This is a genomic window from Methylovorus sp. SPW-M1, from assembly GCF_053848825.1.
On record NZ_CM132626.1, the window covers coordinates 2,424,846 to 2,450,567 of the forward strand.

Here is a 25,722-nt window from a genome sequence, read left to right on the forward strand (position 1 = left end):
GCCTTAACGGCTTGATTAAAAATGAATGTCATGCAGCAAACTTAGACCAATCCGGGGGAAGAAGTATGTCTGTATTACGCGCCGCCGTGCAGCGGGCCAGCCTGTCATGATCTCGATTTACGTATCTCTGGTATGGCACTGACCGCACAGACAGAGTCCGATCTGATTCATCAGCTACTCCACGCCATGGATGGAGTCGCTGTTATTGCTTTTGATGCCAAGCTGCATATTCGCTACGCCAGCCCATACGCCCTCCAGATTCTCAGCCTCAAATCCCCGTCGCGCGCCAAACTTCCTGCCAGCATAGGTCAGCGCGTGCTGGCCGAGCTACAGAAAAACAATCTCAAATTCACCCTGCAGCATGCCGTGGGCAATGCGCTCAAAAGTTTTTGTGTGCAGATCGCAACGCTGGAGCCAGCGACCGCAGGCGCCGACTATGTGCTTTACATGCAGGATGTCACCGAACGCTTTGCCAGCGAATACGAGCTGCGCAGCATGCTCAATCTGCTGCGCAAGCTGATTGATGCCAGCCCCGACTACATCTGCCTGAAAGATGGTGCGGGCCGCTGGCTGCATGCCAATACCAGCGGACTTTCACTGCTGCATCTCAATGGCGTCAACACCCAGGGCAAGACCGACCGCGAACTGGCCGATCTCACGCACCCCATTCTGCGTGACTTCATGCAGCACTGGCAGGCGGCGGATGAATATGTCTGGGAAACCGGTCAGCTGCTGCGGGAAGAAGAAACCGTGCCGCTGCCCGGCGGTGACCGGGTGCTGGATGTGATCAAGGTGCCGCTGTTTCATGATGACGGCAGTCGCCATGGCATTGTCACCCTGGGGCGCGACATCACCGACCGCAAGCAGGTGGAGAGCCAGCTGCGACAGCGTAGCGCCATCCTCGATGCGCTGATCTCCTGCGACTGGCTGCTGCACTCCTCGGAATCCTGGCAAAAAGTCGCCGTCGGCGTGCTGGAACTGCTGGGGCTGGCTTCCCATGCCAGCCGGGCAGCCTTGCTGAAAAACAGCAGCGATATCGAAGCCGAAGCACCTATTTCCGAACTGCTGCATCACTGGAATGCGCCTGGCTTCAAGCCACTGAGCGATGGCTACCACTGCATTGATTATCTGCGCGATGGTTGCAGCCGCTGGCTCAACATCCTGCAACAGGGCAGCCCGATTTTTGGCAATGCTGATGACTTCCCGCCTGACGAACGCCGCTTTCTGCTGAACCACGATAGCCAGTCTTTCGTCATCATCCCGATTTTTGTGCATGCCCACTGGTGGGGCGTGATCATGATAGAACGCGATCATGCGGCCTCTACCGTCACCTCGCAGGAGCTGGGGGCGCTGATGTCCATCGGCCGCTCGTTCGGCGTGGCGATTCAGCGCGAATCTTCCGACCACCGCTTGCACCAGGCCAAAATCGCCTTTGAAAGCACGGCCGAAGGCATTTTCATCACCGATGATGAACTGCGCACCATCGCCATCAACCAGGGCTTTACCGACATCACCGGCTATACCGAGGATGATGTGCTGGGGAATATCCCCAATGTGCTGGAAGCCGACCTGAAAAAACCGGAACCGCACCGCGAGATATGGAAGGCCCTGACGCGCGAAGGCCGCTGGCGCGGCGAATTCTGGAATCAGCGCAAGAACAACGAACAATATGCCGAATGGGTGACGCTCACCGCCGTTAACAATGAAGAAGGCAAGGTGATCAACTATGTGGGCGTGTTTGCCGACATCAGTGAAATCAAGCATTCGCAAAGCCGTCTCAATGAGCTGGTGAATCGCGATCCGCTCACCGGCCTGCCCAACCGCCGCCTGATGCATGAGCTGCTGGACCATGCCATCAAATATGCCGAGCGCGAGCAGAACGAGATTGCGCTGCTGTTTGTGGATCTGGATCGTTTCAAGGCGATCAACGATACCCTGGGTCATCAGATGGGTGACAAGCTGCTGTTTGAGGTATCGCAACGCATACGCGCCGCGGTGCGCGACAGCGATGCGGTCGCCCGGCTGGGCGGCGATGAGTTTATTGTCATGATGGATGTGCTGCGCGAACGCGAAGATGCCGCCAAGGTCGCCAAGAAAATCATCAGCAGCCTGCAGAATGAATTCCTGATTGATGGCCGCGAGCTGTTCATCAGCGCCAGCGTCGGCATTTCGGTCTACCCGGACGACAGCCTGGATGTGGATGGCCTGATCAAGGCGGCCGACATCGCCATGTATCAGGTGAAGAACAAGGGCAAGAACAACCATTGCTTCTACTCCGCCGACCTGAGCCAGAACGCGGTGGAACGCTTTACCCTGGAAAACCAGCTGCGCCGCGCGCTGGCACGGGATCAGTTTGAAGTGTATTACCAGGCCCAGGTATCGCTGGAAACCGGCCGCATTATCGGCGCCGAGTCGCTGATCCGCTGGATACACCCGGAGCTGGGCGTGGTATCGCCCGCCAAGTTCATCCCGCTGGCGGAAGAAACCGGACTAATCATCCCCATCGGCGAATGGGTATTGCGGCAATCCGCCATGCAGGTGAAAGAGTGGCACGACCAGGGCTTTGATATCGACTGGGTGTCGGTCAATGTATCCGGCGTGCAGATACAGCGCAGCAATTTTGCCGATACCGTGTATGGCATTCTGGTGGAAACCGATTGCGAATCGCATCTGCTGGAGTTGGAGATTACCGAGAGCACCGTCATGCACAACACGGAGTATGTGATTGATGTGTTTGATCGCATCAAGCATCTGGGGGTGCGGCTGGCGATTGACGACTTTGGCACGGGCTATTCGTCGCTCTCCCACCTCAAGCGTTTGCCGCTGGACAAGATCAAGATTGACCAGTCGTTTGTGCGCGACCTGCCCAATAACAGCGATGACGCGGCCATTGCCACCGCCATCAATGCCATGGCGCAGAGCCTGGGCTTTACCGTGATTGCCGAGGGAGTAGAAACACGGCAACAGGCGAGCTTTTTAAAGAAAATAGGGTGCCAGCAGGGTCAGGGCTATCTGTACAGCCGCCCCGTCACTGCCAGCGAATTCACTGCGCTCTTGCGAGCAGAACAACTCAACAATAAAAAATGAATCCGCAACAAAATCATTTCATCGATGTGAACCAGCTGAGGGTGGGGCTGTATGTCCACCTGGATCTCGGCTGGATGGACCACCCCTTCACCTTCAGCAATTTCAAGCTCAAGGATGAAGAGCAGATCGCCACCATCAAGAAAGTCGGCCTCAAACGCCTGCGTTACGACCCCAACCGCAGTGATTGCGACCCACTGCCCATGCCCGAGCCCATCCTCTCGCCGCGAGGGCCGCTGGTGGAGCCACCCGTGGAGCCTGTTTCCCATGACAGGCATCAGCCAGACCCGGGCTTGCGCCTGCAAGAACTGCAACATGCGCTGGATGAAAGCGAAAAGAAATTCCTGGCAGCCGCCAATGTGGCCAAGCAGGTGACGCGCAATATCCTGACGCAAACCCAGACCTCCCTGCAGCAGGCCAACACCTTGATAGAAGGCATGGTGGACTCGGTGCTGGGCGAGAGTGATATCGCGATTTATGCCATGAGCGGCAACCGCTCGGGGGATGAGCATTTCAACCACCCGCTGAATGTGACGACGCTGGCGCTGATGCTGTCGAAATCCATGGACATGTCGGAAGAACATGCTCGCACCCTGGGCCTGGCTGCGCTATTTCATGACATCGGCAAGATCGAGATTCCCAATCGCTTGCTGATGAAAACCGAGCCGCTGACCAAGGCCGAGCAATCCTTCATGGAGCAGCACAGTGAAATTGGCGCGCGCATTGCCAAACAGTGCGGCATGTCTCCCGAAGTAGTCGAGCTGATCCTGCATCATCACGAATATGCCGATGGCAGCGGCTATCCCAAGCGCCTGAAGATGAACGACATATCGCTGCTGGCGCGCCTGCTGGCCATCGTCAATGTCTACGACAACTTGTGCAACCCGGCGCTGACAAACAAAGCCCTCACCCCGTATGAAGCGCTGGCCTATATGTTTGCCCACCAGCGCAGCAAGTTCGATGAAAGCCTGCTGAAGCGCCTGATCAAATGCCTGGGTGTTTATCCGCCAGGCAGCGTAGTGCAGCTTTCCACCGGCCTGCATGGCATTGTGGTGTCGGTCAACATGGACAAGCCGCTGCGCCCCTTTGTCATGGTGCATAACCCGGCTTCATCGACTGAGGAAAGCCAGCTGATCGACCTGCGCGACGACCCCAGCATCAATATCAGCCTCTGCCTCAAGCCTTCGCAGCTGCCAGAGGATGCCATGCACTTCCTCAAACCGCGCAAGCGCCTGAGCTATTTCATCAGCAAGGATAACCAGATCGCAGGTTAACCAGATCGCAGGTCAAACCTGCGCTCAAGGCGAATCTGCAAGTGTAAAAAACGGCGGCGAGTGTCACCCACTCGCCGCCGTTTTTTGTTGGCCGGATGTTGGCCTGACTTTCGTTAAAAATCCACGCTCAAGCCCACATTCACCGAGCGCCCCATGCCAGCCACAGGACCAATTGTCCCCTGCCCGCCATTGGCATTCCAGTTGGCATAATCGGCCCCGCCCAAGGGCAGGTAGTAGAACTTGTCGAACAGATTGGTGACGCCGAGATCCAGCCGCGCCTTTTTCCATTGATAGCCAGTGCGCAGGTTCACCAGCGTGTAGCCTGCCGTTTTGGACTCAAAGCGTACGCTATCCACCGCGGTTTTGCTGTCCACCAGTTGCAGGTCCACGGCATTGCTCCAGGCGCCGATGCGCTGCTCCAGCGAGGCTTTGAACTGCAGCGGCATGATGTGATAGAGATCGTCGCCATTGCTGACGCGCTCGCCACGCGTCCAGCCCAGCGAGCCGCTGACACGGCCTTGGCCAAAGCGTGCGTTATCCCACAAGCTGCGCTTGAAGGCAGTCTCCACCCCGTAAAACTGGGCATCCTGATTCTGGAATTGCAGCAATGCACGCGGCACGCCGCTGGCCAGATTGAAGGTGCCGATGCGATTCACGCCGATGTAATCCTGTACATAGGTGTAATACGGCGTGAGCTTGAGCTCCCATTGCGCCTGCGCGGCATCGTGCAGATTGAGCGTGGCACTGATGGTATTGGCGGTTTCCGGCTTGAGGTCAGGGTCTCCCACATAGCCATTGGCATCGCCAAACCAGCCTATCATGGTCATGGCCATGGTGCCGCGGCCCCAGGAATAGCGTTCATACAGACTGGGCGCACGGTTTTTGCGGGCATAGCCAAAATCCACACTTGCGGTGTTGCTGGCGATATAGGTCGCTATGGCAGTGACGTCGATGTTCTGATCGGTGCGCGAGCGATTGCCGGCATTGAAAACCTGGGCCGCCGCATTGTCGGTGGCGTTCATCATGCCGCCGTAGGATTGCACCTCGCCGGTGCTGGTGTGTACCACATCCTCGCGCAGACCCAGCAGCGTGCTCCACTGATTGCTCCAGCTGGAGGCCACCTCGGCATACACGGCCACGCGATCGCGACGACCATTGTTGATATTCACATAGGTTTGCGGGCCCATCATCATGCTGCCAGGCACAGCAGGCCAGAAGTCATCCAGCTTCTGGCGGTGGGCCTCGTTGCCAATGCGCAGGGTATGAATGGCATCCAGCGGCAATGCCGCCTTTATGCTGTACCCCATATCCTCGCCCTTGGTTTTCATGGGCATGGTGCCGGTCTTCTCGTTCGAGAAGAAGCCCATCTCGTGATTCACATTCTGCCAGTAGATGCGCGTATCCAGATCGCCCCAGGCAAACGTGCGGCTGTAGCCGATATTGATGGCGTCAGACTGGTTATTGATCAGGTCCATGTATTGATTCACATAACCCTGGAACGGCACATCCTGATGGGTGAGTTTGACGGTCAGCAGCTGGTCTTCGCCGCGGGCCGCAAAGTTGACCGTTTGCGTGCGCCGGTCAAACTGGGTGGAGCGTACCTTGTTGCCACGGCCATCTTCGTAACTGCCCGCACGGTCTATGCTGCCGGTGAAGCCCAGGCTCAAGCTGTCATTGGCAACAGAGGCGCTGAGGGCGGTGCTGAAGGCATTGTTATTGCTGCGATAGAGGCTGGAGAAACGGCCCTGGGTCACCAGCGTCTCGCCATTCGCGGCAAACACCGGAGCGGGCGAATTCAGCAGAATAGTCCCGGCGATGCTGTCGCCACCCTGGCTGACGGGGGTGATACCCGCCAGCACGCTGGCATTCGCCACGGTAGCCGGGGCAACATACGACAAGGGAGAGTTCATGTGATTGCCACAGGCAGCAGTCACCTCGGCGCCATCCACCAGAATTTTGATGCGGTCATCATTGAGTCCGCGTATCACCGGCAAGGCCGACACTCCGCCCGACTGGTAAAACTGCAGGCTGCCTTCAGCTGCCAGCACTTCGACCATATCTGCACTATTGAGCGGGCGCGCCCGCACAGGCTCGCTGTCTTTTTTGGCATCGACCACTACCTCGGGCAGTTTCACTGTCGCTTCTTCGGCGTACAGGCTGTTGCAGTTCATCACGCTGATGGCGACGGCCACCGCGTATGGCAGATGTTTCATGCGGATTGCTTGTTTCATAGGCTCCCTGTCTTTCTCATATCGCATGCCTGCAGGCGCAGGCTCATGTTGCGCAGGCATTCTAGCGAAGCCGGGGAAATTGAAAATGCGACATGATGTCGCACGCGCAGACGGAACGGGCCTGTCAGGAACGCCAGTGATTCAGATGGGAGACAATTCAGATGGGAGACAATTCAGATGGGAGACAAAGCGGAAATCAGGAAACTCGGGATAAGAAGTGCGCCACGCATGAATATCCGCGTAGCCATGGATCCGCTAAGGCAGGCTGCGGCCCCAGTTGTCCAGCCAGTCTTTGGCTGGCCGGCCGCTGACGGCCTGCACGTTGTGCCGGGCATCGTAAAAATAAGTGCGCGGCAGCTCGCCATACCAGGCGGGGTCCAATTGATAACGCAGGCGATCGGCATCGTTCCCGGCGAACTGCCAGCGAGCATGGGCTGGCAAGGCCAGCCCATCGATGAATGTTGCGGCTTCCGTCGCCTGACCGATATCGGTATTGACCGTAACCAGGGTGACGTGCGGATGCTGCCTGACCCAGGCGCCCAGCGTGCGCAAGTCCTCGGCACAATAGGCGCAATCGAGTGACCACAAGGCCAGAATAAAGGGTTTGCGGGCGTATTGCTGTTCGAGTGCCCGACGACTGTCCCCTTGCCAGGGCTGGAAGTCGGCGGCCATGGCCCAGCGGCTGCCGACCACGGATACCAACATCAGCAAGCCAACCAGGGCAATTGCCCGCGCCATGCCAGCAGCAGCACGGCCACAGATGGCAGCCAGGTCACGCATGCTCACGGTGCTGTCTCCAGCGGCTTCAAGAGCAGGCCATCGCGTGCGGTATTCCAGGCCAGATAGACCTGGGTGCCGCGCATGAGCAGCATGGGGTAATCGGCACTGCCTGCGGTGCTGAGCATGGACTCGGCCTCGCCCCAGCTGCGACCACCATCTTGCGAGCGCATCAGGTAAAGGCGGCTGCCGTCGGCTTCCATCTCGCGCCAGGCCAGCCATACCGCATCGCCACGGCTGATCAGCGCGGGATGCCCCGCCTGCTTGCTGCCATCGCCTATGCGTTTGGCGGGAGAGGATACCCAGGCTTCGCCGTCCATGCGGGCGTAAAACAGGCCGGGCATTTTTTCGCGATTATGTGTGCCACCGTCAAACCAGGCCATGTGCCAGCCCCAGTCGCCGCCTTGCGCCAGCGTCGGGCCATGGTGTGGGCAGGCGTCTATCTGCCAGTTGCCAAAGCTGGCGCGTTTGATGGCATCCGCAGCGACGGGCTTGGTATTGAATCTGGCAATGGCATGGTCGCGCACGCCGCCCTCGAACACATGGCGCCATAACGCCACGGCATCGCCCGAACCGTCATCCGGGGTCACCAGCGCAATGCGGCAACACTCGCAACTGCTATCAGCCAGCTTGCGCTCGGCAGCAAAACTGGCGCCACCATCGTCCGATACCGCGTAATAGATCGCAGCACCCGCATAGGGTTTAGCCGCGGCTTGCGCCGCCAGCAGATCACGCTTGTCCACCCAGGCAACGTACAGGCGATCCTGGGCCTGCCCCGGCACGCGGCTGACGGCCAGCGCATCAAAGCGATGGGTTATCTCGGCGCGGTCCTGATGCACGATAAACGGTGGCTCAAAGTGCTTGCCGCCATCCACGGAGCGGGCAAACCAGATATAGCCGGTATAGGGTTTGGGCAGCGCCTGCGTCCAGGTGACATACAGATGCCCCCCTTGCCCCAGGGCGAGCTTGGGTTTGGCATCGCCATCCACGCCGATTTTTTGCGCGTCAGGATTCACCACGCGCGGCGTATCAAAATGCTGGCCGTTATCGGGCGAGCTATCCACCAGAACATGGCCGTCTTTTACCGAGGCGCGCCACAAGGTCCCTTGCGCATCGAAGACCAGGGATATGGCGAGGGGCGCTGCCGCAGCGCCGTGATCGTGCCCTTCATGGGCAAGGGCAAGACTAGCCGCCAGCAGTGCTGGCAAACCCAGCAAAAACAATACAATCGCCCGGCAGATTGCCGGTAAAACCATCAGCATGCGCATGCAAATCCGTTATCAGTAATCAAACTTGAGTTGGGCAAAGGCCGTGCGTTGCGGGTAGGGGTGAAACACATAGGCCTTGTCGTTGTTGAGATTATCGACGCCCAGCGCCGCTGTCCAGCGGTCAGCAAATTTATAGGCCATGCGCACATCCACAAAAAAGAAATGACTGGCGCCGCCATAGGTATCGGGGTTGCTATCGCTGTTATCCAGGTAGGTGTACTGGCGACCGCTGTAGCGCAATGCCAGGCTATAGGTGAGCGCCTGCCCCTGATGATAGGTCGCCACTGCCTTGGCGACGGCATTGGGGATGCGCGGCGGGCGATTGCCTTCGGTATCAGGGTTGGCGCTGTTGCGCAGAATTTCCGCCTCGGTCATGGTCAGGCTGCCACCCAGGTCCAGCCCGTGTACAAACACATCCTGCCATTGCGTGGCCAGTTCAATGCCACGGGTACGCACCAGGTCCACATTCTGGATAAAGCTACAGGTGGCGCTGCCACAGGCACTAACCCCGTTAGTAACGGTTTGCGAGATCAAGGCATCGTGCTTGTTTTCCTGAAACAGGGTGGCGCGCAGATAGCCCTTGGCAAAACGCCGCTCGGCAGAAAGCTCGGCCGACAGCACCCGCTCCGGCTGCAAGTCAGGATTGCCCTGCACCAGATTGCTGCCACTGGTAATGCTCTGAAACAGCTCGCTCACGGTAGGAAAGCGATAGGCACGCCCCAGGGCGGCGTTGAAACCCCAGGCAGGCGCAGGCTCAAAGCTCAGGGCCAGCTTGGGCGAAAACGCATGCTCCTGCTTGTCTGCGTAATCGCTGGTTTGCAGGCTGCCGCCCACGGTCGCCTGATTCTGCCCATTCCATGCCCGCCAGTCTTCATAGCGTCCGCCGGCTGTCAGTTTCCAGCGGGTGGCAAAGCGCCAGGCATCCTGCACATACAGCGCCTGGGTCATGGTATCGCCACGCGAAGCACTGTTGCGTGTAGTGGTAGTGGCGCTGCTCCAGTCGCTGGCGTTATCCGTCACGCTGCGCAGGGCATAGTGATCAATGTGATAGCCCACATCCATCTGATGTGCACCGCGACTCAGGGTGCCCTGGGCGTCGGCCGCGGTCCAGCCGGTCCCCTGCATGTCCTGCACCGTGCCCACACTGCTCAGGGTGGGGTTGTTGGCGGTTGAGGTACGGCTTTCATCCCGGTTGTAGCGGTAATCGGAAAGGCCGAGCTGCCATTGCCAGCCGCCATCCGCTTTGGATTGCAACTGCAAGGCCTGCATCAGATGCACACTGTTGGCGGCGGTGGGGTTGAGGCCGCGCACACTGTAGGTATTGCCGCCGATACTGACATTGCCGTTATAGAACGCCGCGCCGCTGGCGGTGCGCAGATAACTGTCCACCCGGGTATCGGAATCCAGCTGCCACAAGCCCACGGTATAGCGCGCCTGCAAACTGGGGCTGATGTCATACGCCAGCTTGAGCTTGAGGTTGTCCTGCACCGAGTGGTCTATGCCATAGGCGCCAAACACCAGGCGGGAGACGCCCTTTTCACTGACATCGCGATAGGCACCAGTCACCGCAGTACCGGCACCGCCCGTGGTGGCCGTTGCCACGGCAAACTGCATGGGCTGGCCCCAGGTATCCAGATGATCCACGCCCAGCCAGAAAGAAAGGTCGTTGATGCGGTTACCGACAGAAGCGCTGGCATGCTTGCCCTCGTTGTTCTGCTTGGTGCCGTAGAGATCGAAGCGCTGCGTGAACCATTGCATATTGGCATGCGCTTCAAACTTCTGTGGCATGCGCGTCTGGATATTCACCACGCCGCCCATGGAGTTGCCCGCATACAGCGAGGAATACGGTCCATACATTACATCCACCTGCTGGATTTCCTCCGGCGACACCATGCCCCAGCGCGGCGGATAGGCAAATGAATTGCCTAGCAGATTGGACAGCAGGATGCCATCGGCATACAGCAGCGTTTGCGCACTGGATAATGTGCCGGCCGTGCGGCTGGCAATAATGCCATTGCGGTCGCCAATATAGCGCTCGCGTACTTGCAAGCTGGGCAGGTATTTGATGGTTTCAGCGGCCGTGGCGGCGTTAGTGGTCTCGGCAATCTGTTGCGCGGTGACGCTTTCGATGACCGCGGGCACGCGCTGGTTGCTCTCAGTGGCACTGCGCGTGGCTGTCACCTCCAGCGGATCCAGCACCACGGTTTCGTTATGGTCGGCATGCGCAGGCCCTGCCCCAGTGACAAGGGCGCCGCAGACGAGTGAGTGAATGATGCAGGCAGTTGTTTTCATGCCCGAAATTGTAGGGTCTGCCACACGGCGCCACCATGCGACATGTTGTCGCACCCATCGCCCTCTGGCCCACATGCAGCAAGCCCGCTGTGGCAATTTGCCGCAGCGGGGCGCTAGCAACTTGGGTTAGAATCCCCGGCATGTTCGCGTCCACGTCATCCTCGCTTGCCACCCGTACCAATCTGCGCCGCCTGCTCAGGCTGCGACTGGTCATGACCGTGGTGCTGGGCGCCGCCGCCGCCATTGCCATGCTGTATTACGATGTGGCGCTGCCCATGCATACCGTGGTGGGCGCCATGCTGCTGATGCTGATGCTGAATGGCATGACCTGGTGGCGTTTGCGTCACCCCATGCCGGTATCCGACATTGAATTGCTGATGCAGCTGCTACTGGATATGGGCGTGCTCAGTGTGCTGTTCTACAAAGCAGGCGGCTACACCAATCCCTTTGTCTGGATGTATCTGCTGCCCCTCATTGTCGCGGCCGTCGCCCTGCCCTCGCGCTTTGTCTGGCTGGTCGCCTCTCTGGCCATCGCTTGCTACAGCGGCCTCATGTTCTGGTATCAGCCGCTGCCCTCGACCATGCCGACCATGATGCCAGGCATGAACATGTCGCAGATGGATATGGACATGCACATGATGCATATGCATGCCAGCCAGAGCGGATTCAGCGTACATCTGGTCGGCATGTGGGCAGGCTTTGTGGTGTCTGCCAGCGTGATTGCCATTTTTGTGGAACGCATGGCACGCAGCCTGCGCGAGTATGATCGATTGATGGCAGAAGCCCGGGAACAGGCACTGGAAAGTGAGCGCATGCTCGCGCTCGGCGCACTGGCAGCCGGGGCTGCACACGAGCTGGGCACACCGCTTGCCACCATGGCGGTGGTCACCGAAGAGCTACGGCAAACCCATACCGATAATACCGAACTGACAGAATCACTTGATCTGTTGCGCAAGGAAATCAACCGCTGCAAGGGCATTTTGTCCTCGCTCTCCGGCTCGGCGGGCGAGCTGCGTGCCGAGGCAGGGCTGAGTCGTCCGCTGGATGCGTTTTTGCAGGATACCTTCAGCCGCTGGCAGGATATGCGCCCGGCCATTCCGCTGGCGCTGGATCAGCAAGGCAGCAGCCCTGCGCCGCAGATTGTGGCTGACCGGGCCTTGAGCCAGGCAATCTGTAACCTGCTGGATAATGCGGGCGATGCCTCGCCGGATGGCATCAGCGTGCATGCTCGCTGGCGTGCCGACTGGCTGGAGCTGCAGATTGTTGACAATGGCCCCGGCCTCAACAGCGTGGCACAGGCACGGCTGGGTGAGCCGGGATTCACCACCAAGGCGGCAGTGCATCTGGAATCCAGCATGCACACCTCCGCAGACAGGGAAAGCGTGGGCGGCCTGGGGCTGGGCGTGTTCCTGGCTAAATCCGTGATTGAGCGCCTGGGGGGCAGCCTGCAATTCAGCAATCGCGAGCAGGGCGGCACACTTACCAGCGTCAGCCTGCCATTACGGAGATTGTCACATGAGTGAGATGGACGAACTCCCCAGCCTGCTGCTGGTAGATGATGACGAAACTTTTACCCACGTGCTGGCCCGCGCCATGACCAGGCGCGGCTTTGCCGTCAGTGTGGCGCATGATGCGGTGCAGGCCATGAGCATGGCGACCGCCAATCCCCCCGAATATGCCGTGCTTGACCTGAAAATGCCCGGGGATTCCGGACTGACGCTGATCCGCCAGCTGAAAGCCCTGGATGAAGAAACCCGCATAGTGGTGCTGACCGGCTATGCCAGCATTGCCACGGCGGTTGAGGCGGTCAAACTGGGGGCGACCTACTACCTTGCCAAGCCGGCCGATGCCGATGAAATCCTGCAGGCGCTCGAGCGTAAAGAAGCCGATGACACCATTCCGCTCGCCGCCAATCCCTTATCGGTAGACCGCATGGAGTGGGAGCACATACAGCGCGTGCTAAAAGAGCATGACGGCAATATCTCGGCCACGGCACGCAGCCTTAACATGCACAGGCGCACCCTGCAGCGCAAATTGAACAAACACCCCACGCGCCAGTAAGCCACACAAAAACTATCAAACATAAGGTATTGATATATTTATTTTATATCGCCCAAATCAGGGCCAAATTAATAACCATATTTAAATAAGGCCTATTATAATAAGCCCAGCCAAACTACTATGCCGAATGATGAATAATCGCTGGATATCGCATCTGACATCGCTCAAGGCGCATCGCCGATATAGTCGTCTGGCCATCGAAATTACGGTGATCCTGCTCGCAAAAGTAGTACTGCTTTACCTGCTCTGGTGGGCCTGCTTTTCGCACCCCATCGCCAAGCAGGACAGGCAGGCAGCGGTCACCCGCATAATAATGAGCACCTCAAAATAGGAGTCATGTCATGCTACCCTCGGCAGAAGTCGTCGATCTCTCGCGGCTGCAGTTCGGCGCCACCGCACTCTACCATTTCCTGTTTGTCCCCCTGACGCTCGGGCTTTCCTGGATGCTGGTGATCATGGAATCCGTATACGTGATGACCGGCAAGCAGGTTTACCGGGACATGACCAAGTTCTGGGGCAAGCTGTTCGGCATCAACTTTGCCATGGGGGTCACCACCGGCATCACCATGGAATTCCAGTTTGGTACCAACTGGGCGTATTACTCGCATTACGTCGGCGATATTTTCGGCGCGCCGCTCGCCATTGAAGGCCTGATGGCTTTCTTCCTCGAATCCACCTTTGTCGGCCTGTTTTTCTTCGGCTGGGATCGCCTGAGTAAGAAGCAGCATCTGGTCGTGACATTCCTGGTGGCCCTTGGCTCCAATCTTTCCGCGCTGTGGATCCTGATTGCCAATGGCTGGATGCAGAACCCGGTGGGCGCTGAATTCAACTTTGAAACCATGCGCATGGAAATGACGAATTTTGCGCATCTGCTGTTCAACCCCGTGGCCCAGGTCAAGTTTGTGCATACCGTGGCAGCGGGGTACACCACCGCCGCCATGTTTGTGCTCGGCATTTCGTCGTGGTATCTGCTGAAAAAGCGCGATACCGCATTTGCCCTGCGCTCGATTGCCGTCGCCTCCGGCTTTGGCCTCGCCTCCATCCTCTCGGTGATTATTCTGGGCGATGAATCTGGCTACGCCACCGGCGAAGTGCAAAAGGTCAAGCTGGCCGCGGTGGAAGCCGAATGGCATACCGAGCCGCCACCCGCATCCTTTACCCTGTTTGGCCTGCCCAACCAGAAAGAGGAACGCACCGATTACGCGGTCAAGATTCCATACGTCATGGGTATCATCGCCACCCGCTCGCTGGATGAGCCCGTGGCCGGCCTGGTGGATATCAAGCGTGAAAACGAAGACCGCATCCGCAAAGGCATGGTGGCCTATGCCGCCCTGCAGAAGCTGAAGGGCGGCGATACCAGCGCCGAAGCCGTCGCGGCTTTCAACGCAGTCAAGGATGATCTGGGCCATGGCCTGCTGCTTAAGAAATACACGCCAAATGTCGTCGATGCGACAGACGAGCAGGTAAAGCTTGCCGCCGCCGACACCATCCCCAATGTGTTCGTGCTGTTCTGGAGCTTCCGCGTCATGGTTGGACTGGGCGTGCTGATGCTGTTCATGCTGGGTGCCGCGTTTTATTACTCGGCCAAACGCACCATCGCCAGCAAAACCTGGCTGCTGCGCCTGGCAGTAGCCGCGATCCCCGTGCCATGGATTGCTGCCGAAATGGGCTGGGTGGTGGCGGAAATGGGCCGTCAACCATGGACGATTTCCGGCATTCTGCCCACGCATCTGTCAACGTCATCGCTCAACACCGGCGAACTCTATTTCAGCATTGCCGGCTTTCTCGGCTTCTACACCCTGCTGCTGCTGATCGAGCTGTTCCTGATGTTCAAGTACGCCCGCCTCGGGCCGTCCAGCCTGCATACCGGTCGCTATCACTTTGAAGTTTCTTCGCGTGCTGCTGCTTAAGGAAAAATCATGAGCGAAATCATCGACTATCAAACCCTCAAGCTGGTCTGGTGGCTGTTTGTGGGCGTATTGCTGATTGGCTTTGCCATCATGGATGGCTTTGACATGGGCGTGACCACCTTGCTGCCCTTTCTGGGCAAAACCGACGACGAGCGTCGTGTCATCATCAACTCGGTGGGCCCGGTATGGGAAGGTAACCAGACTTGGCTGATCACCGCAGGTGGCGCCATTTTTGCCGCGTGGCCGCTGGTGTATGCCGCAGCCTTCTCCGGTCTGTATGTGGCTTTGCTGCTGGTATTGTTTGCCCTGTTTTTCCGCCCGGTAGGCTTTGATTACCGCAGCAAGATGGAAAGCCCCGCGTGGCGCAATGGCTGGGATTGGGCCTTGTTCGTCGGCGGCTTTGTGCCATCGCTGGTGTTTGGCGTGGCCTTTGGCAATCTGCTGCTGGGCCTGCCTTTTCATTACGACGACACGCTGCGTTCGTTTTACACCGGCAGCTTCTGGGCATTGCTTAATCCGTTTGCCCTGCTCTGCGGCCTGGTCAGCCTGACCATGCTGCTGATGCACGGTGCGATATACCTGCAACTGCGTACCGAAGGTGTAGTGCAAAAACGCGCAGCGCGCGCAGCCCGCATCAGCGGCATCACATGCGCGATTCTGTTTGCGCTGGCTGGCCTGTGGCTGGCGGCCGGTATTGAGGGTTACAGACTGCTGCAGATTCCAGACGTGAATAGCGCCATCAACCCACTGCACAAAACGGTAGAAAAAGTGGCCGGGGCCTGGCTCAGCAATTACAGCACTTACACCTGGATGATGCTGGCACCTGCCTTCGGTTTTGCCGGTATTGCCTTTGCCTTGCTGAGTGCGGCCAAAAAATGGGAGCGCTGCGCTTTCGTCTTCAGCAGCCTGGCACTGGCGGGGATTATCCTTACGGCCGGGTTCTCCATGTTTCCGTTCATCATGCCCTCCAGCACCGATCCGGTAAGCAGCCTGACCCTGTGGGATGCAGTCTCCAGCAAGAAGACACTGGGCATCATGTTCATCGTGACCCTGATTTTCCTGCCGCTGATCCTGATCTATACCTCCTGGGTATTCCGCGTTCTGCGCGGCAAGATCACGGTACAGCATATCCGCGACAACTCGCATACAGCCTATTAAAGGAGCACGCACATGTGGTATTTCACCTGGATACTGGGCGTCGGACTGGCGCTGGCATTTGGCATCATCAATGTCATGTGGCTCGAATCGGAGCTGCCATTTGAAGAGCAGGAAACTGAATAGCTAATCAGGCCTGCCGTTTCAATTCATCACTGGTTTCATCTCCGCTGTGGGCGGTTTCTCTAGGAGAAACCGCCTTATTTTTTTATAGTCAGCCAGGCAGGATTTATTTGATTAGTTTTACTTATTGATTATATCAAAACAATCAACTTCAGATATCAATCAAGTTTCATTACTATGGCACCCATACCAAGGCGCCACTGCCAGGTTATCAACCCAGATAAGGAGAAATGTAATGAGCAAAGACATCTTGACCACCTCTGCCGGGGCTCCGGTACCCGATGACAACAACAGCATCAGTGTCGGTGCACGTGGCCCACTGACCTTTGACAATCACTACCTTTTCGAAAAGCTGGCACACTTCAACCGTGAGCGCATCCCCGAGCGCGTAGTGCATGCCCGCGGCACCGGCGCTTACGGCACTTTCACCTTGAGCAAGAGCCTCAAGGATTACACCATCGCCAGCTTCTTGCAGGATGTGGGGCAAAAGACCGAAGTATTCTTGCGCTTCTCTACTGTAGGTGGCGGCCAGGATTCCAGCGACTATGCGCGTGATCCCCGCGGCTTTGCCGTGAAGTTCTACACACCGCAAGGCAACCTGGATATTGTGGGCAACAATACGCCCGTGTTCTTTTTGAATGACCCGATCAAGTTTCCGGACTTCATCCACAGCCAGAAAAAAGACCCGCGCACCAATTTGCCGAATCCAGCCAATGCCTTCGAATTCTGGGCCAATCACCCGCAATCCTTGCATCAGATGACCATCCTGATGTCGGACCGTGGCATCCCGGCTTCGTATCGCCATGTGCACGGCTTCAGCTCACACACACTGAGCTTCTGGAACAAGGATGGCCAGCGCTACTGGATCAAATGGCACTTCAAGACCAATCAGGGCATCAAAACCCTGACCAATGAAGAAGCCGCCAAGATGCCAGCGTTTGGTGCGCAGAAGGATCTGGTGGATGCGATTGATCGCGGCGACTTCCCCAGCTGGACAGTGAAGTTGCAGATCATGTCGGAAGCCGAAGCAAAGGGTTATCACATCAACCCGTTCGACTTGACCAAGGTCTGGCCGCACAAGGATTTCCCCTTGATCGAGATTGGTCAGCTGGAGTTGAACCGCAATGTGCGCAACTACTTTGCCGAAACCGAGCAAGCTGCCTTCGCCCCCAGCAATCTGGTGCCTGGTGTAGGTGCCTCGCCGGACAAGATGTTGCAGGCGCGCTTGCTGGCTTATCAGGATGCGCATCGCTACCGCGTGGGTGTTAACGCCAACCAGTTGCCCGTCAATGCTCCGCGTTGCCCGGTTAACCACTACCAGCGCGATGGCGCCATGGCAGGCATGGGTTGCCCGGCACATGGTCATGAAAACGCCTTCCTCGGCTCGCCGAATTTCTACCCGAATGACCGGGCAGCCGAAGGTGCGCCAGTACCCGCAGCGGAATTTGCACCACCGCCGATGCCGGTATTGGAACAAGCATGGATTGGCTACCACGACCAAAGCGAGGAAGACTATTACACGCAGGCCGGTGAACTCTTCCGCTTGATGAACGACGATCAGAAGCAACAGTTGTTCAACAACATTGCCGGTGGTTTGTCGCAAGCCAATGCAGATATTCAGGCGCGTGTACTTGCGCAGTTTGAAAAAGCCGACCCGGCTTATGCGGCTGGCGTGAAAAAGGCGATTGCCGCTATTTCGTAGTTTTCCGCCATGAAAAAGCCCCGCATTCCGAAAGGATGCGGGGCTTTTTTACTTTTTTACCTTCGCTGCTCCCCCATACGGTGGGGGCATACATACACTCAAGGCAGATAACGCGTCTTGCAGGTTTTTTTGCTTTCATCGCAAAGGGCCGCAGATTTCATGGATTCACGATAGAGCTTGGCGTGAGCCGCATCAATCGCCCATAGCGAGCTCTGCTTCTCGGCTTCGGATTGTGGGCGCCAGCTGTACTGCACTTTGTAAATGAAATTCTTGCTTTCGTAAAAAGCGACAAAAGCGCCTTCCCCCAGCGGGGCATTCTCCGACGGTTTGCCACAATATCCCCCGCCGAGTGCAGAATAAAGCCCGTTGACCGTCGTGGTACGCATGGTGATCTCCTCATATCCCGTACATGAGCCAGACAATCGCTTGACCATGCCTATTAATGCCACGTCCGCCACCTTGAGTTTGGCATCGCGAATTTCCTTCATGGTCTGCGCAGAAGGATAGGGTTTTCTGATAATGGAAAGATGCCCGGTTTTCCAGGTTTCGACATCTTCTCCTGGCGGCGCGTATTCCACGAAATACTCGCCTTTGGGGTCGCCCTCCATCCAGACGATTTTCCAGCCAGCTGGCGGCGTCACATCAAGACGCTCGCCCTTTACATTGAATGGCATGCCCACCACAGTTTCCGCGAACGCAGGCAGCGCGGACTGAAGACTAATGCACGCAGCTGCCATCAAAATGCAGATTATCCTGATCATTGCGCACATGTCCCTTCGATGTTGTTGATAAGCCCGGTTTGCGGGTTAATGTGGATTTGCAGACTATTTTTCACCAGACGTATATCCTCTTTGTCCTGCCAGCCAAACACCACGTTGTCTTTGCTGAGACTGACAAAGTAAGGGTCTCCCAGCAGCTTTACCACGTCTGCCTGCCTCATGCCTACATGCACTTTTTTAGCATCCGTACAATTGATATGGGGTTCAATGCCGCACGCAGTTTGCAAAAACAGCAGGCCGATGTAAAAACAGAAGCGTGGCATGGATTTCAAAGCAGACGTCCAGCACTCGCACATGTCATCCAAGATTGTTTCCATTTCCGGAATTCTGATTTCAAGACTGCATCATTTATTGGAACACCAGACTATTGCATACTGTCCCACATGAAGTTGTGCCGTTCGGCACAGTCTGTTCTGTTTTCTAATAATTCTGCGGAGGTTATCCCCATGGCAAAAGCAATTGGTTATGCCGCTTACGATCCCAAGAAGCCGTTGGCCCCTTTTAATTTCGAACGTCGCGAGGTAGGTGCCAATGATGTCGAAATCGAGATCCTGTTTTGCGGCGTTTGCCACTCGGATTTGCACCAGGTACGCGATGAATGGGGTAACTCGACTTTCCCCATGGTGCCGGGGCATGAGATTGTTGGCCGCGTGACCAAGGTCGGCAGCGCCGTCACCAAGTTCAAGGCAGGTGATCTGGCGGGTGTGGGCTGTCTGGTGGACTCTTGCCGCAGCTGCCCGGATTGTGAAGACAGCCTGGAGCAATACTGTAACCATGCCGTGTTTACCTACAACTCGCCGGACAAGCAAATGCCAGGGCAATCCACCTATGGCGGTTACTCCAACCTGATCGTGGTGGAGCAGCGTTTTGTGCTCAAGGTATCGGAAAAACTGGACCTGGCAGCAGTCGCGCCTTTGCTGTGCGCTGGCATTACCACCTACTCCCCCCTGCGCAATTGGAAGGTCGGCCCTGGTCAAAAGGTCGGTGTGGTCGGCCTCGGCGGCTTGGGTCACATGGCCGTGAAGTTTGCGCATGCCTTCGGCGCTCACACTGTGCTGTTCACTACCTCAGCCAGCAAGGTGGAAGATGCCAAGCGCCTGGGTGCGGATGAAGTCGTGATCTCCAAAAACCCTGAAGAGATGGCCAAGCACGCACAGAGTTTTGACTTCATTCTGAACACCGTGGCCGCACCGCATGATCTGGATCAATACACGGCGCTGCTGAAGCGTGATGGCACGCATTGCCTGGTTGGCGTGCCGGATAGCCCTCACCCGACGCCGAACATTGGCAACCTGATCTTCAAGCGTCGCTCGCTGGCGGGCTCGCTGATCGGCGGCTTGCGCGAAACCCAGGAGATGCTGGATTTCTGCGCCGAGCACAATATCACCTCGGACATTGAGTTGATCAAAATCCAGGACATCGAGAATGCGTTTGCACGCATGTTGAAGAGTGACGTGAAATACCGCTTTGTGATTGATCTTGCCAGCCTGAAACAGGCCGCCTGATATAAAAGCGATGCATTGCCCGCCCCCGCCGCCTTGCGCCGGGGGCTTTTTATTATCTGCCCGACATTCAGGTACACTGGCAGATCCATTGATACACAGGACAACATTATGGCCGGTAGCAGCTTGCTCACCCTGATCGACGACATTGCCACCATCCTGGATGACGTTTCCGTCATGACCAAGGTAGCCGCCAAGAAAACTGCCGGGGTACTGGGCGATGATCTGGCACTCAATGCCCAGCAGGTTGCCGGGGTGAAAGCTGACCGCGAACTGCCCGTGGTGTGGGCCGTGGCCAAGGGCTCCTTCATCAACAAGCTGATACTGGTGCCGACGGCGTTGTTGATCAGCGCATTTTTGCCCTGGGCCATCACGCCATTGCTCATGCTGGGGGGCGCATTTTTGTGTTTTGAAGGGTTTGAAAAAATCGCGCACAAATACCTGCATGGCGCTGAAGAAGAAACCCGACACGCTGCACAAGCACAGGCACTGAGCGACCCCGCTGTTGATATGGTGAGTTTTGAGCGCGACAAGATCAAGGGCGCGGTGCGTACCGACTTTATCCTGTCAGCAGAGATCATTGTCATCACACTGGGGACAGTGGCCGGGGCCACACTTGCCAAGCAAATCTCGGTGCTCACCGGCATCGCGGTCATCATGACAGTCGGCGTGTATGGTCTGGTGGCGGGTATCGTGAAACTGGATGATGGCGGGCTTTATCTGGCACAGCGTCGTGGAGCGTCGTTATGGGCCGCATTCAGCCGCAGCCTGGGTCGCTTGCTGCTGGCAGGCGCGCCATGGCTGATGCGCACACTTTCCGTGGTGGGTACCGCGGCGATGTTCATGGTGGGCGGTGGCATACTGGCGCATGGCTTGCCCTGGCTGCATCACCTCGCGGCAGATGTGCAAAGCACGGTAAGTGCCAGCGCAGGCAATGCGGTTGCCTTGCTGGCGACGATTGCACTGGATGCCCTGACCGGCATCGTGGTAGGTGGGTTGATCGTGCTGGTGGTGACTATTATTCAGCGGCTGATACGCCGCAAGTAATCTGCGTGAAGGCGGCAGCTCTTATGAAAACCACGAACAGGACTAAGGAATGCTCAGCCCTGAACGGGTTGCAAAGGCTCGAAGCTTAGCGAAGCAGAGTTGATACAATAGCGCAGCCCGGTAGGCTTGGGGCCATCGGGAAACACATGCCCGAGATGCGCATCGCAGACATTGCACAGCACCTCGGTGCGTATCATGCCGTGGCTGATGTCGCGCTTCTCACGCACATTGGCCGGGTCCAGTGGCTCAAAATAGCTGGGCCAGCCACAGCCCGCATCAAACTTGGTATCCGAAGCAAACAACGGTGTACCACAGCACACACAGCGATACACCCCAGGCTCAAAGCGAAACGCATATTCACCGGTGCCAGGACGCTCAGTGGCGGCTTTGCGGGTGACTTCGTATTGCAATGGCGTCAGTTGGGCGCGCCATTCTTCATCGGTTTTGATGACGGTTGCCATGATGTTCTCCTCACGATCAGCCTGACGTTTTGCCATCAGGGTTTCGATCAGTTTTAACCGAAGCGCTGTTCGAGCCATGGGTCCGCCTCGTTGTGATATCCACGCACTTCCCAGAAACCGGGACGGTCTTCGACATGCAGTTCAATAGCCTTCAGCCATTTCGGGCTCTTCCATGCATAGCGTTTGGGCACGACCAATCGCACCGGCCCGCCATGCTCAATACTCAGTGGCTGACCAAACACGCTGTGGGCAATGATCACATCATCATCCAGCAGGGCTTCCAGCGGCAGGTTGGTGGTGTAGCCATCGTAGCAATGCAAGGTCACAAAGCCAGCCTCAGGCAAGGGGCCAGCGCGCAGCAACAGTTCGCTGGCTGATATACCTGCCCATTCCATATCCAGTTGCGACCAGCGGGTAACGCAGTGAAAGTCCGATACGTCTTCTATCTGCGGCATGGCCTGATAGGCAGCCCAATCCAGCGTGATGTCATGCTGCACCAAGCCAAACACGCGCAATGTCCACTCATTCAAGGGAATATCAGGCTGGACGCCCAGATCAAGCACGGGGAAATTCCTGACCTCGGTCTGCCCGGCAGGAATGCGCGCGTTGGCGTTGACCTTGCCCGGCTTTTGCAAGCCGCGCTTGGCGACGGCGACTTTGGCAGCAATGAGTTTTTCCCAATCCGGCATGTGATGGCTCCTGTGGATTAGCCCGCCCGGGGCCGTCGGTTAGAAAAGAGGGTCAGGACTTCTTTTTGAAGCTGTCCAGAATCAGCAGGGCGACGCCCACGCAGATAGCCGAATCGGCCACATTAAACGCGGGCCAATAGAAACTCTGGTAATGGAAGAACAGGAAATCCACCACATAGCCCAGCGTCAGTCGGTCATACAGGTTGCCCAGCGCCCCGCCTAATACTAGGGCCAGCGCAAAACAGAAAAGTTTCTGTGTGGGATGGCGGCGCAGCATGAACAGGATAATGCCCGATGCAATCAAGGCAATCGCGCTGAAAAACACGCGCTGCCAGCCGCCTGCCTGGCTGAGGAAGCTGAATGCCGCGCCCTCGTTGTGGTACCGCACCAGATCAAAAAACGAGGTAATGGGCAGATGCTCGCCATAAGCAAACGCCTTGATCACCAGATGCTTGGTATACAGATCGAGCGCAATGACCGCCGCGCTAAGCGCCAGCCATTTACGCATGCTGACGCGGCTCACCGGCACCAAACAGATTGCTGACGCAGCGGCCGCAGAGGGTCGGATGCTCAGCATGCGCGCCAACATCAGCGCGGTAATGCCAGCAACGATCGCACTTGGCATGCGCGCTTGGCGCTACCTGGATTTCAACGGGGCCGCCTTGACGCAGATGCAAGGTCGCGCGCGAGGTGATCAGCACAAAGCGCAAATCATCGCCCAGGCGAGCTAGCGAAGCATGCACGGCACCATCGGCATAAATATCCAGCTCAGACTGCAGCGAGGAGCCTACCAGGCCAGCAGCGCGCTTTTCTTCAATCGCCTTGTTGGCAAGTGAACGCACCTGTGTGATATCTCCCCAGGTACGGATATCTTCATCGCTCATGCCATGCGCAGGCAGCGTGTACCACTCTTCCTCAAACACGCTATCATCCGCGCTCAAGCCCAGCGTCTGCCAGATTTCATCGGCGGTAAAGCTGAGGATAGGCGCCATCAGGCGCATCAGCCCGTGCGTGATATGGTAAAGCGCGCTCTGCGCGGCGCGGCGCGCATGCGAACTGGCGCCGGTGGTGTAGAGGCGATCCTTCAGGATATCCAGGTAGAAACCGCCCAGGTCTTCTGAGCAGAAGCCGACAAATTTCTGCACCGCGAGGTGGAATTCATACTTGTCGTAATCCTTGACGATGGATTCCTGCAGTTGCGTGGTCAGCACCAGCGCGTAGCGGTCAATTTCCAGCCATTGATCCACGGGCAACAAATCCTTGCTGGCATCAAAGTCAGCCAGATTGGCCAGCAGGAAGCGCAAGGTATTGCGGATGCGACGATAGCCTTCAGCCACGCGCTTCAGGATTTCATCGGAGATGGTCAGCTCGCCAGAGTAATCGGTGGAAGCCACCCACAGACGCAGGATATCGGCGCCATAGGTGTCCATCACCTTTTGCGGCGCGACGACATTGCCCTTGGATTTGCTCATCTTGTGACCAGCGCCATCCACGACAAAACCATGTGTCAGCAAGGCGTTATACGGCGCGCGGCCATCGATGGCACACCCAGTGAGCAGGCTGGACTGGAACCAGCCGCGATGCTGGTCCGAGCCTTCCAGATACAGATCAGCCGGGCTGCGCAGCTCTTCACGCCGCTTCAGCACGGCCGCATGCGTGGCGCCGGAATCAAACCAGACGTCCAGGGTATCGGTGACTTTTTTGTATTGCCCGGCATTGTCAGGCGCATGCTGGGCGAGGAAGGCAGCGCCATCCAGCGAGAACCAGGCTTCGACGCCCTGTTGTTCCACTTGCAGCGCGACGGTTTCCAGCAGGCGCATGGTATCAGGATGCAGTTCGCCGGTTTCCTTGTGCACGAACAGCGGCATGGGCACACCCCAGTTGCGCTGACGCGACACGCACCAGTCCGGACGATTCTTGATCATGGCTTCCAGCCGAGCGCGGCCCCATGTCGGGAAGAACTCGGTGGCATCGACCGCCTGATTGGCGTGTTCGCGCAAGCTGGTGCCGGTCTTGTCCTGGGCATTCATGCCGATAAACCATTGGTGCGTCGCCAGCTGCATCAGCGGCGTCTTGTGGCGCCAGCAATGCGGGAAGCTGTGGTTGAGGCGCGCGCTGGCAAACAGCACACCGTTTTCCTGCAGCTTGGCGAGAATCACCTTGTTGGCTTCCTGACGAGTGAGGCCGCGAATGGCCTCCAATTCCACCAGGTCACTAGTGAAGAATTTGCCATCGCCACCGATAAGCACCAATGGCTTTTCGTTAGGGTAATGGGCGCGCATCACCAGCCAGTCGTCGTTACCATGGGCGGCGGCTGTGTGCACCAGGCCAGTACCCGCATCGGTAGTCACATGCTCGCCGGTGATCACGGGAACCTGGCGGTTATCAAACGGATGCTGCAGCATGAAGCCCATGAGGCTGGCGCCTTTGCAACTGCCCAGCGTCGTCGCATCTTCTTCGCCATAACGCTTGAGCGTAGCCTCAGCCAGGGCATGCGCTAATACCAGCAAGCCCTTGCTAGTGCGGATCACATCATAGTCCAGCTCAGGATGCACGGTCACTGCCTGATTGGCAGGCAGCGTCCAGGGGGTTGTCGTCCAGATGACGGCATAAACCTCACCGTCCAATGGCATATCAAAAACGGCACTCAGCGCGGCATTGTCAACAAAGCGAAACCCCACATCAATGGCGGGCGAATTGACATCCTCGTACTCCACTTCGGCTTCGGCCAAGGCAGAGCCGCAGTCCACGCACCAGTGCACAGGCTTGCTGCCCTGATACAGGTAACCATTCTGATAGATCTCGCCAAGAGCGCGCATGATGTCGGCCTCGGTCTTGAAATCCATGGTCAGGTAGGGATGATCCCAATCGCCGAGTACGCCCAGGCGGATGAAATCCTTCTTCTGGCGCTCGATCTGTTCCTTGGCATATTCGCGGCATAACTCGCGGAAACGGGCAGGATCAATATTCTTGCCGTGCTGCTTTTCCACCATCAGCTCAATAGGCAGGCCATGGCAATCCCAGCCCGGCACATAGGGCGCATCAAAACCGCTCAGGGTCTTGGATTTGACGATGATGTCCTTCAGGATTTTGTTAACGGCATGACCGATATGAATATCCCCGTTGGCATACGGCGGGCCATCATGCAGGATGAATTTCTGCTTGCCCTGACGTGCCTTGCGGATGCGCTGGTAAAGTTTTTTATCCTGCCAGGCTTTCAGCCAGCCTGGCTCACGCTTGGCGAGATCGCCACGCATGGGGAAGCTGGTTTCCGGCAAATTAAGCGGGTATTTGGTTTCGTCGGTCATGAACGCGTATCTTTAAGTTGAGCCGTATGGTTTGCAAAAGTGAAACGGTATTATAAAAA

21 protein-coding genes are annotated in these 25,722 nt (G+C 57.4%); 11 read left to right on the forward strand and 10 right to left on the reverse strand.

From position 1 onward, the window contains the following. Positions 1–132: 132 nt before the first annotated feature. Entirely contained in the window at positions 133–3,087 is a 2,955-nt protein-coding gene (locus ACWWD9_RS11470) for an EAL domain-containing protein (protein WP_455867088.1), read from the forward strand. Then, the gene (locus ACWWD9_RS11475) at positions 3,084–4,358 is read left to right on the forward strand and encodes an HD-GYP domain-containing protein (RefSeq protein ID WP_455867089.1); all 1,275 of its coding nucleotides are present in this window, start codon (positions 3,084–3,086) and stop codon (positions 4,356–4,358) included. The genes ACWWD9_RS11470 and ACWWD9_RS11475 overlap by 4 nt, the downstream gene beginning before the upstream one ends. Positions 4,359–4,471: 113 nt before the next feature. On the opposite strand, the gene ACWWD9_RS11480 is transcribed toward ACWWD9_RS11475, so the two are convergent. The 4 genes from ACWWD9_RS11480 to ACWWD9_RS11495 form a co-directional block, all read right to left on the reverse strand. Then, complete coding sequence (locus ACWWD9_RS11480) at positions 4,472–6,571, reverse strand: TonB-dependent receptor (protein WP_455867090.1); 2,100 nt, start codon at positions 6,569–6,571, stop codon at positions 4,472–4,474. A 273-nt stretch (positions 6,572–6,844) separates the two neighbouring features. Continuing rightward, positions 6,845–7,369, reverse strand: coding sequence for a hypothetical protein (locus ACWWD9_RS11485; RefSeq protein WP_455868156.1), 525 nt, complete (start codon positions 7,367–7,369; stop codon positions 6,845–6,847). Positions 7,370–7,371: 2 nt separating this feature from the next. Next, positions 7,372–8,634: an exo-alpha-sialidase gene (locus tag ACWWD9_RS11490; protein WP_455867091.1), complete on the reverse strand. Its 1,263-nt coding sequence runs from the start codon at positions 8,632–8,634 to the stop codon at positions 7,372–7,374. 12 nt (positions 8,635–8,646) lie between these two features. Beyond that, positions 8,647–10,950 (reverse strand): TonB-dependent receptor, encoded by a 2,304-nt coding sequence (locus ACWWD9_RS11495; protein WP_455867092.1) that lies wholly within the window; start codon positions 10,948–10,950, stop codon positions 8,647–8,649. 116 nt (positions 10,951–11,066) lie between these two features. Here ACWWD9_RS11495 and ACWWD9_RS11500 point away from each other — a divergent pair, with 116 nt between their 5' ends. From ACWWD9_RS11500 to ACWWD9_RS11530, 7 genes are all read left to right on the forward strand, one after another. After that, positions 11,067–12,449 carry an ATP-binding protein gene (locus tag ACWWD9_RS11500; RefSeq protein WP_455867093.1) on the forward strand — a complete coding sequence of 461 codons (1,383 nt, stop codon included), beginning with the start codon at positions 11,067–11,069 and terminating at the stop codon, positions 12,447–12,449. Then, positions 12,442–12,987: a response regulator transcription factor gene (locus tag ACWWD9_RS11505; RefSeq protein WP_041361972.1), complete on the forward strand. Its 546-nt coding sequence runs from the start codon at positions 12,442–12,444 to the stop codon at positions 12,985–12,987. Before ACWWD9_RS11500 ends, ACWWD9_RS11505 begins: the two co-directional genes overlap by 8 nt. 127 nt (positions 12,988–13,114) lie before the next feature. Next, on the forward strand, positions 13,115–13,318 hold the full coding sequence (gene cydP / locus ACWWD9_RS11510) for a cytochrome oxidase putative small subunit CydP (RefSeq protein ID WP_015829423.1): 204 nt from the start codon (positions 13,115–13,117) through the stop codon (positions 13,316–13,318). A gap of 10 nt (positions 13,319–13,328) precedes the next feature. Further along, the gene (locus ACWWD9_RS11515) at positions 13,329–14,897 is read left to right on the forward strand and encodes a cytochrome ubiquinol oxidase subunit I (RefSeq protein WP_455867094.1); all 1,569 of its coding nucleotides are present in this window, start codon (positions 13,329–13,331) and stop codon (positions 14,895–14,897) included. Positions 14,898–14,906: 9 nt separating this feature from the next. After that, positions 14,907–16,055, forward strand: coding sequence for a cytochrome d ubiquinol oxidase subunit II (gene cydB, locus ACWWD9_RS11520; protein WP_455867095.1), 1,149 nt, complete (start codon positions 14,907–14,909; stop codon positions 16,053–16,055). Positions 16,056–16,067: 12 nt separating this feature from the next. After that, a complete protein-coding gene (cydX, locus tag ACWWD9_RS11525; RefSeq protein WP_455867096.1) occupies positions 16,068–16,178 on the forward strand; it encodes a cytochrome bd-I oxidase subunit CydX in 111 nt (36 codons plus the stop codon). Positions 16,179–16,410: 232 nt separating this feature from the next. Beyond that, complete coding sequence (locus ACWWD9_RS11530; RefSeq protein WP_455867097.1) at positions 16,411–17,877, forward strand: catalase; 1,467 nt, start codon at positions 16,411–16,413, stop codon at positions 17,875–17,877. A 98-nt stretch (positions 17,878–17,975) separates the two neighbouring features. Here the strand turns inward: ACWWD9_RS11530 and ACWWD9_RS11535 are convergent, their stop codons facing one another. Then, a complete protein-coding gene (locus ACWWD9_RS11535) occupies positions 17,976–18,551 on the reverse strand; it encodes a hypothetical protein (RefSeq protein WP_455867098.1) in 576 nt (191 codons plus the stop codon). A gap of 83 nt (positions 18,552–18,634) precedes the next feature. Then, positions 18,635–18,973 (reverse strand): hypothetical protein, encoded by a 339-nt coding sequence (locus tag ACWWD9_RS11540; protein WP_159356454.1) that lies wholly within the window; start codon positions 18,971–18,973, stop codon positions 18,635–18,637. Between the two features lie 129 nt (positions 18,974–19,102). On the opposite strand from ACWWD9_RS11540, the gene ACWWD9_RS11545 reads away from it, so the two are divergent. Together ACWWD9_RS11545 and ACWWD9_RS11550 are read left to right on the forward strand one after the other, a co-directional pair. Further along, positions 19,103–20,161 (forward strand): NAD(P)-dependent alcohol dehydrogenase, encoded by a 1,059-nt coding sequence (locus tag ACWWD9_RS11545; RefSeq protein ID WP_013441356.1) that lies wholly within the window; start codon positions 19,103–19,105, stop codon positions 20,159–20,161. A 108-nt stretch (positions 20,162–20,269) separates the two neighbouring features. Then, positions 20,270–21,205, forward strand: a complete 936-nt coding sequence (locus tag ACWWD9_RS11550; RefSeq protein WP_455867099.1) for a DUF808 domain-containing protein — start codon at positions 20,270–20,272, stop codon at positions 21,203–21,205. Between the two features lie 53 nt (positions 21,206–21,258). On the opposite strand, the gene msrB is transcribed toward ACWWD9_RS11550, so the two are convergent. Genes msrB through ileS form a run of 4 tightly spaced genes read right to left on the reverse strand, consistent with a single transcriptional unit; the run spans position 21,259 to position 25,663 of the window. Then, positions 21,259–21,744: a peptide-methionine (R)-S-oxide reductase MsrB gene (msrB, locus tag ACWWD9_RS11555; RefSeq protein ID WP_015829414.1), complete on the reverse strand. Its 486-nt coding sequence runs from the start codon at positions 21,742–21,744 to the stop codon at positions 21,259–21,261. Further along, on the reverse strand, positions 21,720–22,355 hold the full coding sequence (locus ACWWD9_RS11560) for a sulfite oxidase-like oxidoreductase (protein WP_455867100.1): 636 nt from the start codon (positions 22,353–22,355) through the stop codon (positions 21,720–21,722). Before ACWWD9_RS11560 ends, msrB begins: the two co-directional genes overlap by 25 nt. Before the next feature lie 52 nt (positions 22,356–22,407). Next, positions 22,408–22,863 (reverse strand): signal peptidase II, encoded by a 456-nt coding sequence (gene lspA / locus ACWWD9_RS11565; protein WP_455867101.1) that lies wholly within the window; start codon positions 22,861–22,863, stop codon positions 22,408–22,410. After that, the gene (ileS, locus tag ACWWD9_RS11570) at positions 22,856–25,663 is read right to left on the reverse strand and encodes an isoleucine--tRNA ligase (RefSeq protein ID WP_455867102.1); all 2,808 of its coding nucleotides are present in this window, start codon (positions 25,661–25,663) and stop codon (positions 22,856–22,858) included. The genes lspA and ileS overlap by 8 nt, the downstream gene beginning before the upstream one ends. Positions 25,664–25,722 lie beyond the last annotated feature (59 nt).

Coding starts and splice junctions, on each gene's coding strand:
- ACWWD9_RS11470 (WP_455867088.1), top strand. CDS start 133: ATGGCACTGACCGCACAGACAGAGTCCGATCTGATTCATCAGCTACTC.
- ACWWD9_RS11475 (WP_455867089.1), top strand. CDS start 3,084: ATGAATCCGCAACAAAATCATTTCATCGATGTGAACCAGCTGAGGGTG.
- ACWWD9_RS11480 (WP_455867090.1), bottom strand. CDS start 6,571: ATGAAACATCTGCCATACGCGGTGGCCGTCGCCATCAGCGTGATGAAC.
- ACWWD9_RS11485 (WP_455868156.1), bottom strand. CDS start 7,369: ATGCGTGACCTGGCTGCCATCTGTGGCCGTGCTGCTGCTGGCATGGCG.
- ACWWD9_RS11490 (WP_455867091.1), bottom strand. CDS start 8,634: ATGCGCATGCTGATGGTTTTACCGGCAATCTGCCGGGCGATTGTATTG.
- ACWWD9_RS11500 (WP_455867093.1), top strand. CDS start 11,067: ATGTTCGCGTCCACGTCATCCTCGCTTGCCACCCGTACCAATCTGCGC.
- ACWWD9_RS11505 (WP_041361972.1), top strand. CDS start 12,442: ATGAGTGAGATGGACGAACTCCCCAGCCTGCTGCTGGTAGATGATGAC.
- cydP (WP_015829423.1), top strand. CDS start 13,115: ATGATGAATAATCGCTGGATATCGCATCTGACATCGCTCAAGGCGCAT.
- ACWWD9_RS11515 (WP_455867094.1), top strand. CDS start 13,329: ATGCTACCCTCGGCAGAAGTCGTCGATCTCTCGCGGCTGCAGTTCGGC.
- cydB (WP_455867095.1), top strand. CDS start 14,907: ATGAGCGAAATCATCGACTATCAAACCCTCAAGCTGGTCTGGTGGCTG.
- cydX (WP_455867096.1), top strand. CDS start 16,068: ATGTGGTATTTCACCTGGATACTGGGCGTCGGACTGGCGCTGGCATTT.
- ACWWD9_RS11530 (WP_455867097.1), top strand. CDS start 16,411: ATGAGCAAAGACATCTTGACCACCTCTGCCGGGGCTCCGGTACCCGAT.
- ACWWD9_RS11535 (WP_455867098.1), bottom strand. CDS start 18,551: ATGCCATTCAATGTAAAGGGCGAGCGTCTTGATGTGACGCCGCCAGCT.
- ACWWD9_RS11540 (WP_159356454.1), bottom strand. CDS start 18,973: ATGGAAACAATCTTGGATGACATGTGCGAGTGCTGGACGTCTGCTTTG.
- ACWWD9_RS11545 (WP_013441356.1), top strand. CDS start 19,103: ATGGCAAAAGCAATTGGTTATGCCGCTTACGATCCCAAGAAGCCGTTG.
- ACWWD9_RS11550 (WP_455867099.1), top strand. CDS start 20,270: ATGGCCGGTAGCAGCTTGCTCACCCTGATCGACGACATTGCCACCATC.
- msrB (WP_015829414.1), bottom strand. CDS start 21,744: ATGGCTCGAACAGCGCTTCGGTTAAAACTGATCGAAACCCTGATGGCA.
- ACWWD9_RS11560 (WP_455867100.1), bottom strand. CDS start 22,355: ATGCCGGATTGGGAAAAACTCATTGCTGCCAAAGTCGCCGTCGCCAAG.
- lspA (WP_455867101.1), bottom strand. CDS start 22,863: ATGCGTAAATGGCTGGCGCTTAGCGCGGCGGTCATTGCGCTCGATCTG.
- ileS (WP_455867102.1), bottom strand. CDS start 25,663: ATGACCGACGAAACCAAATACCCGCTTAATTTGCCGGAAACCAGCTTC.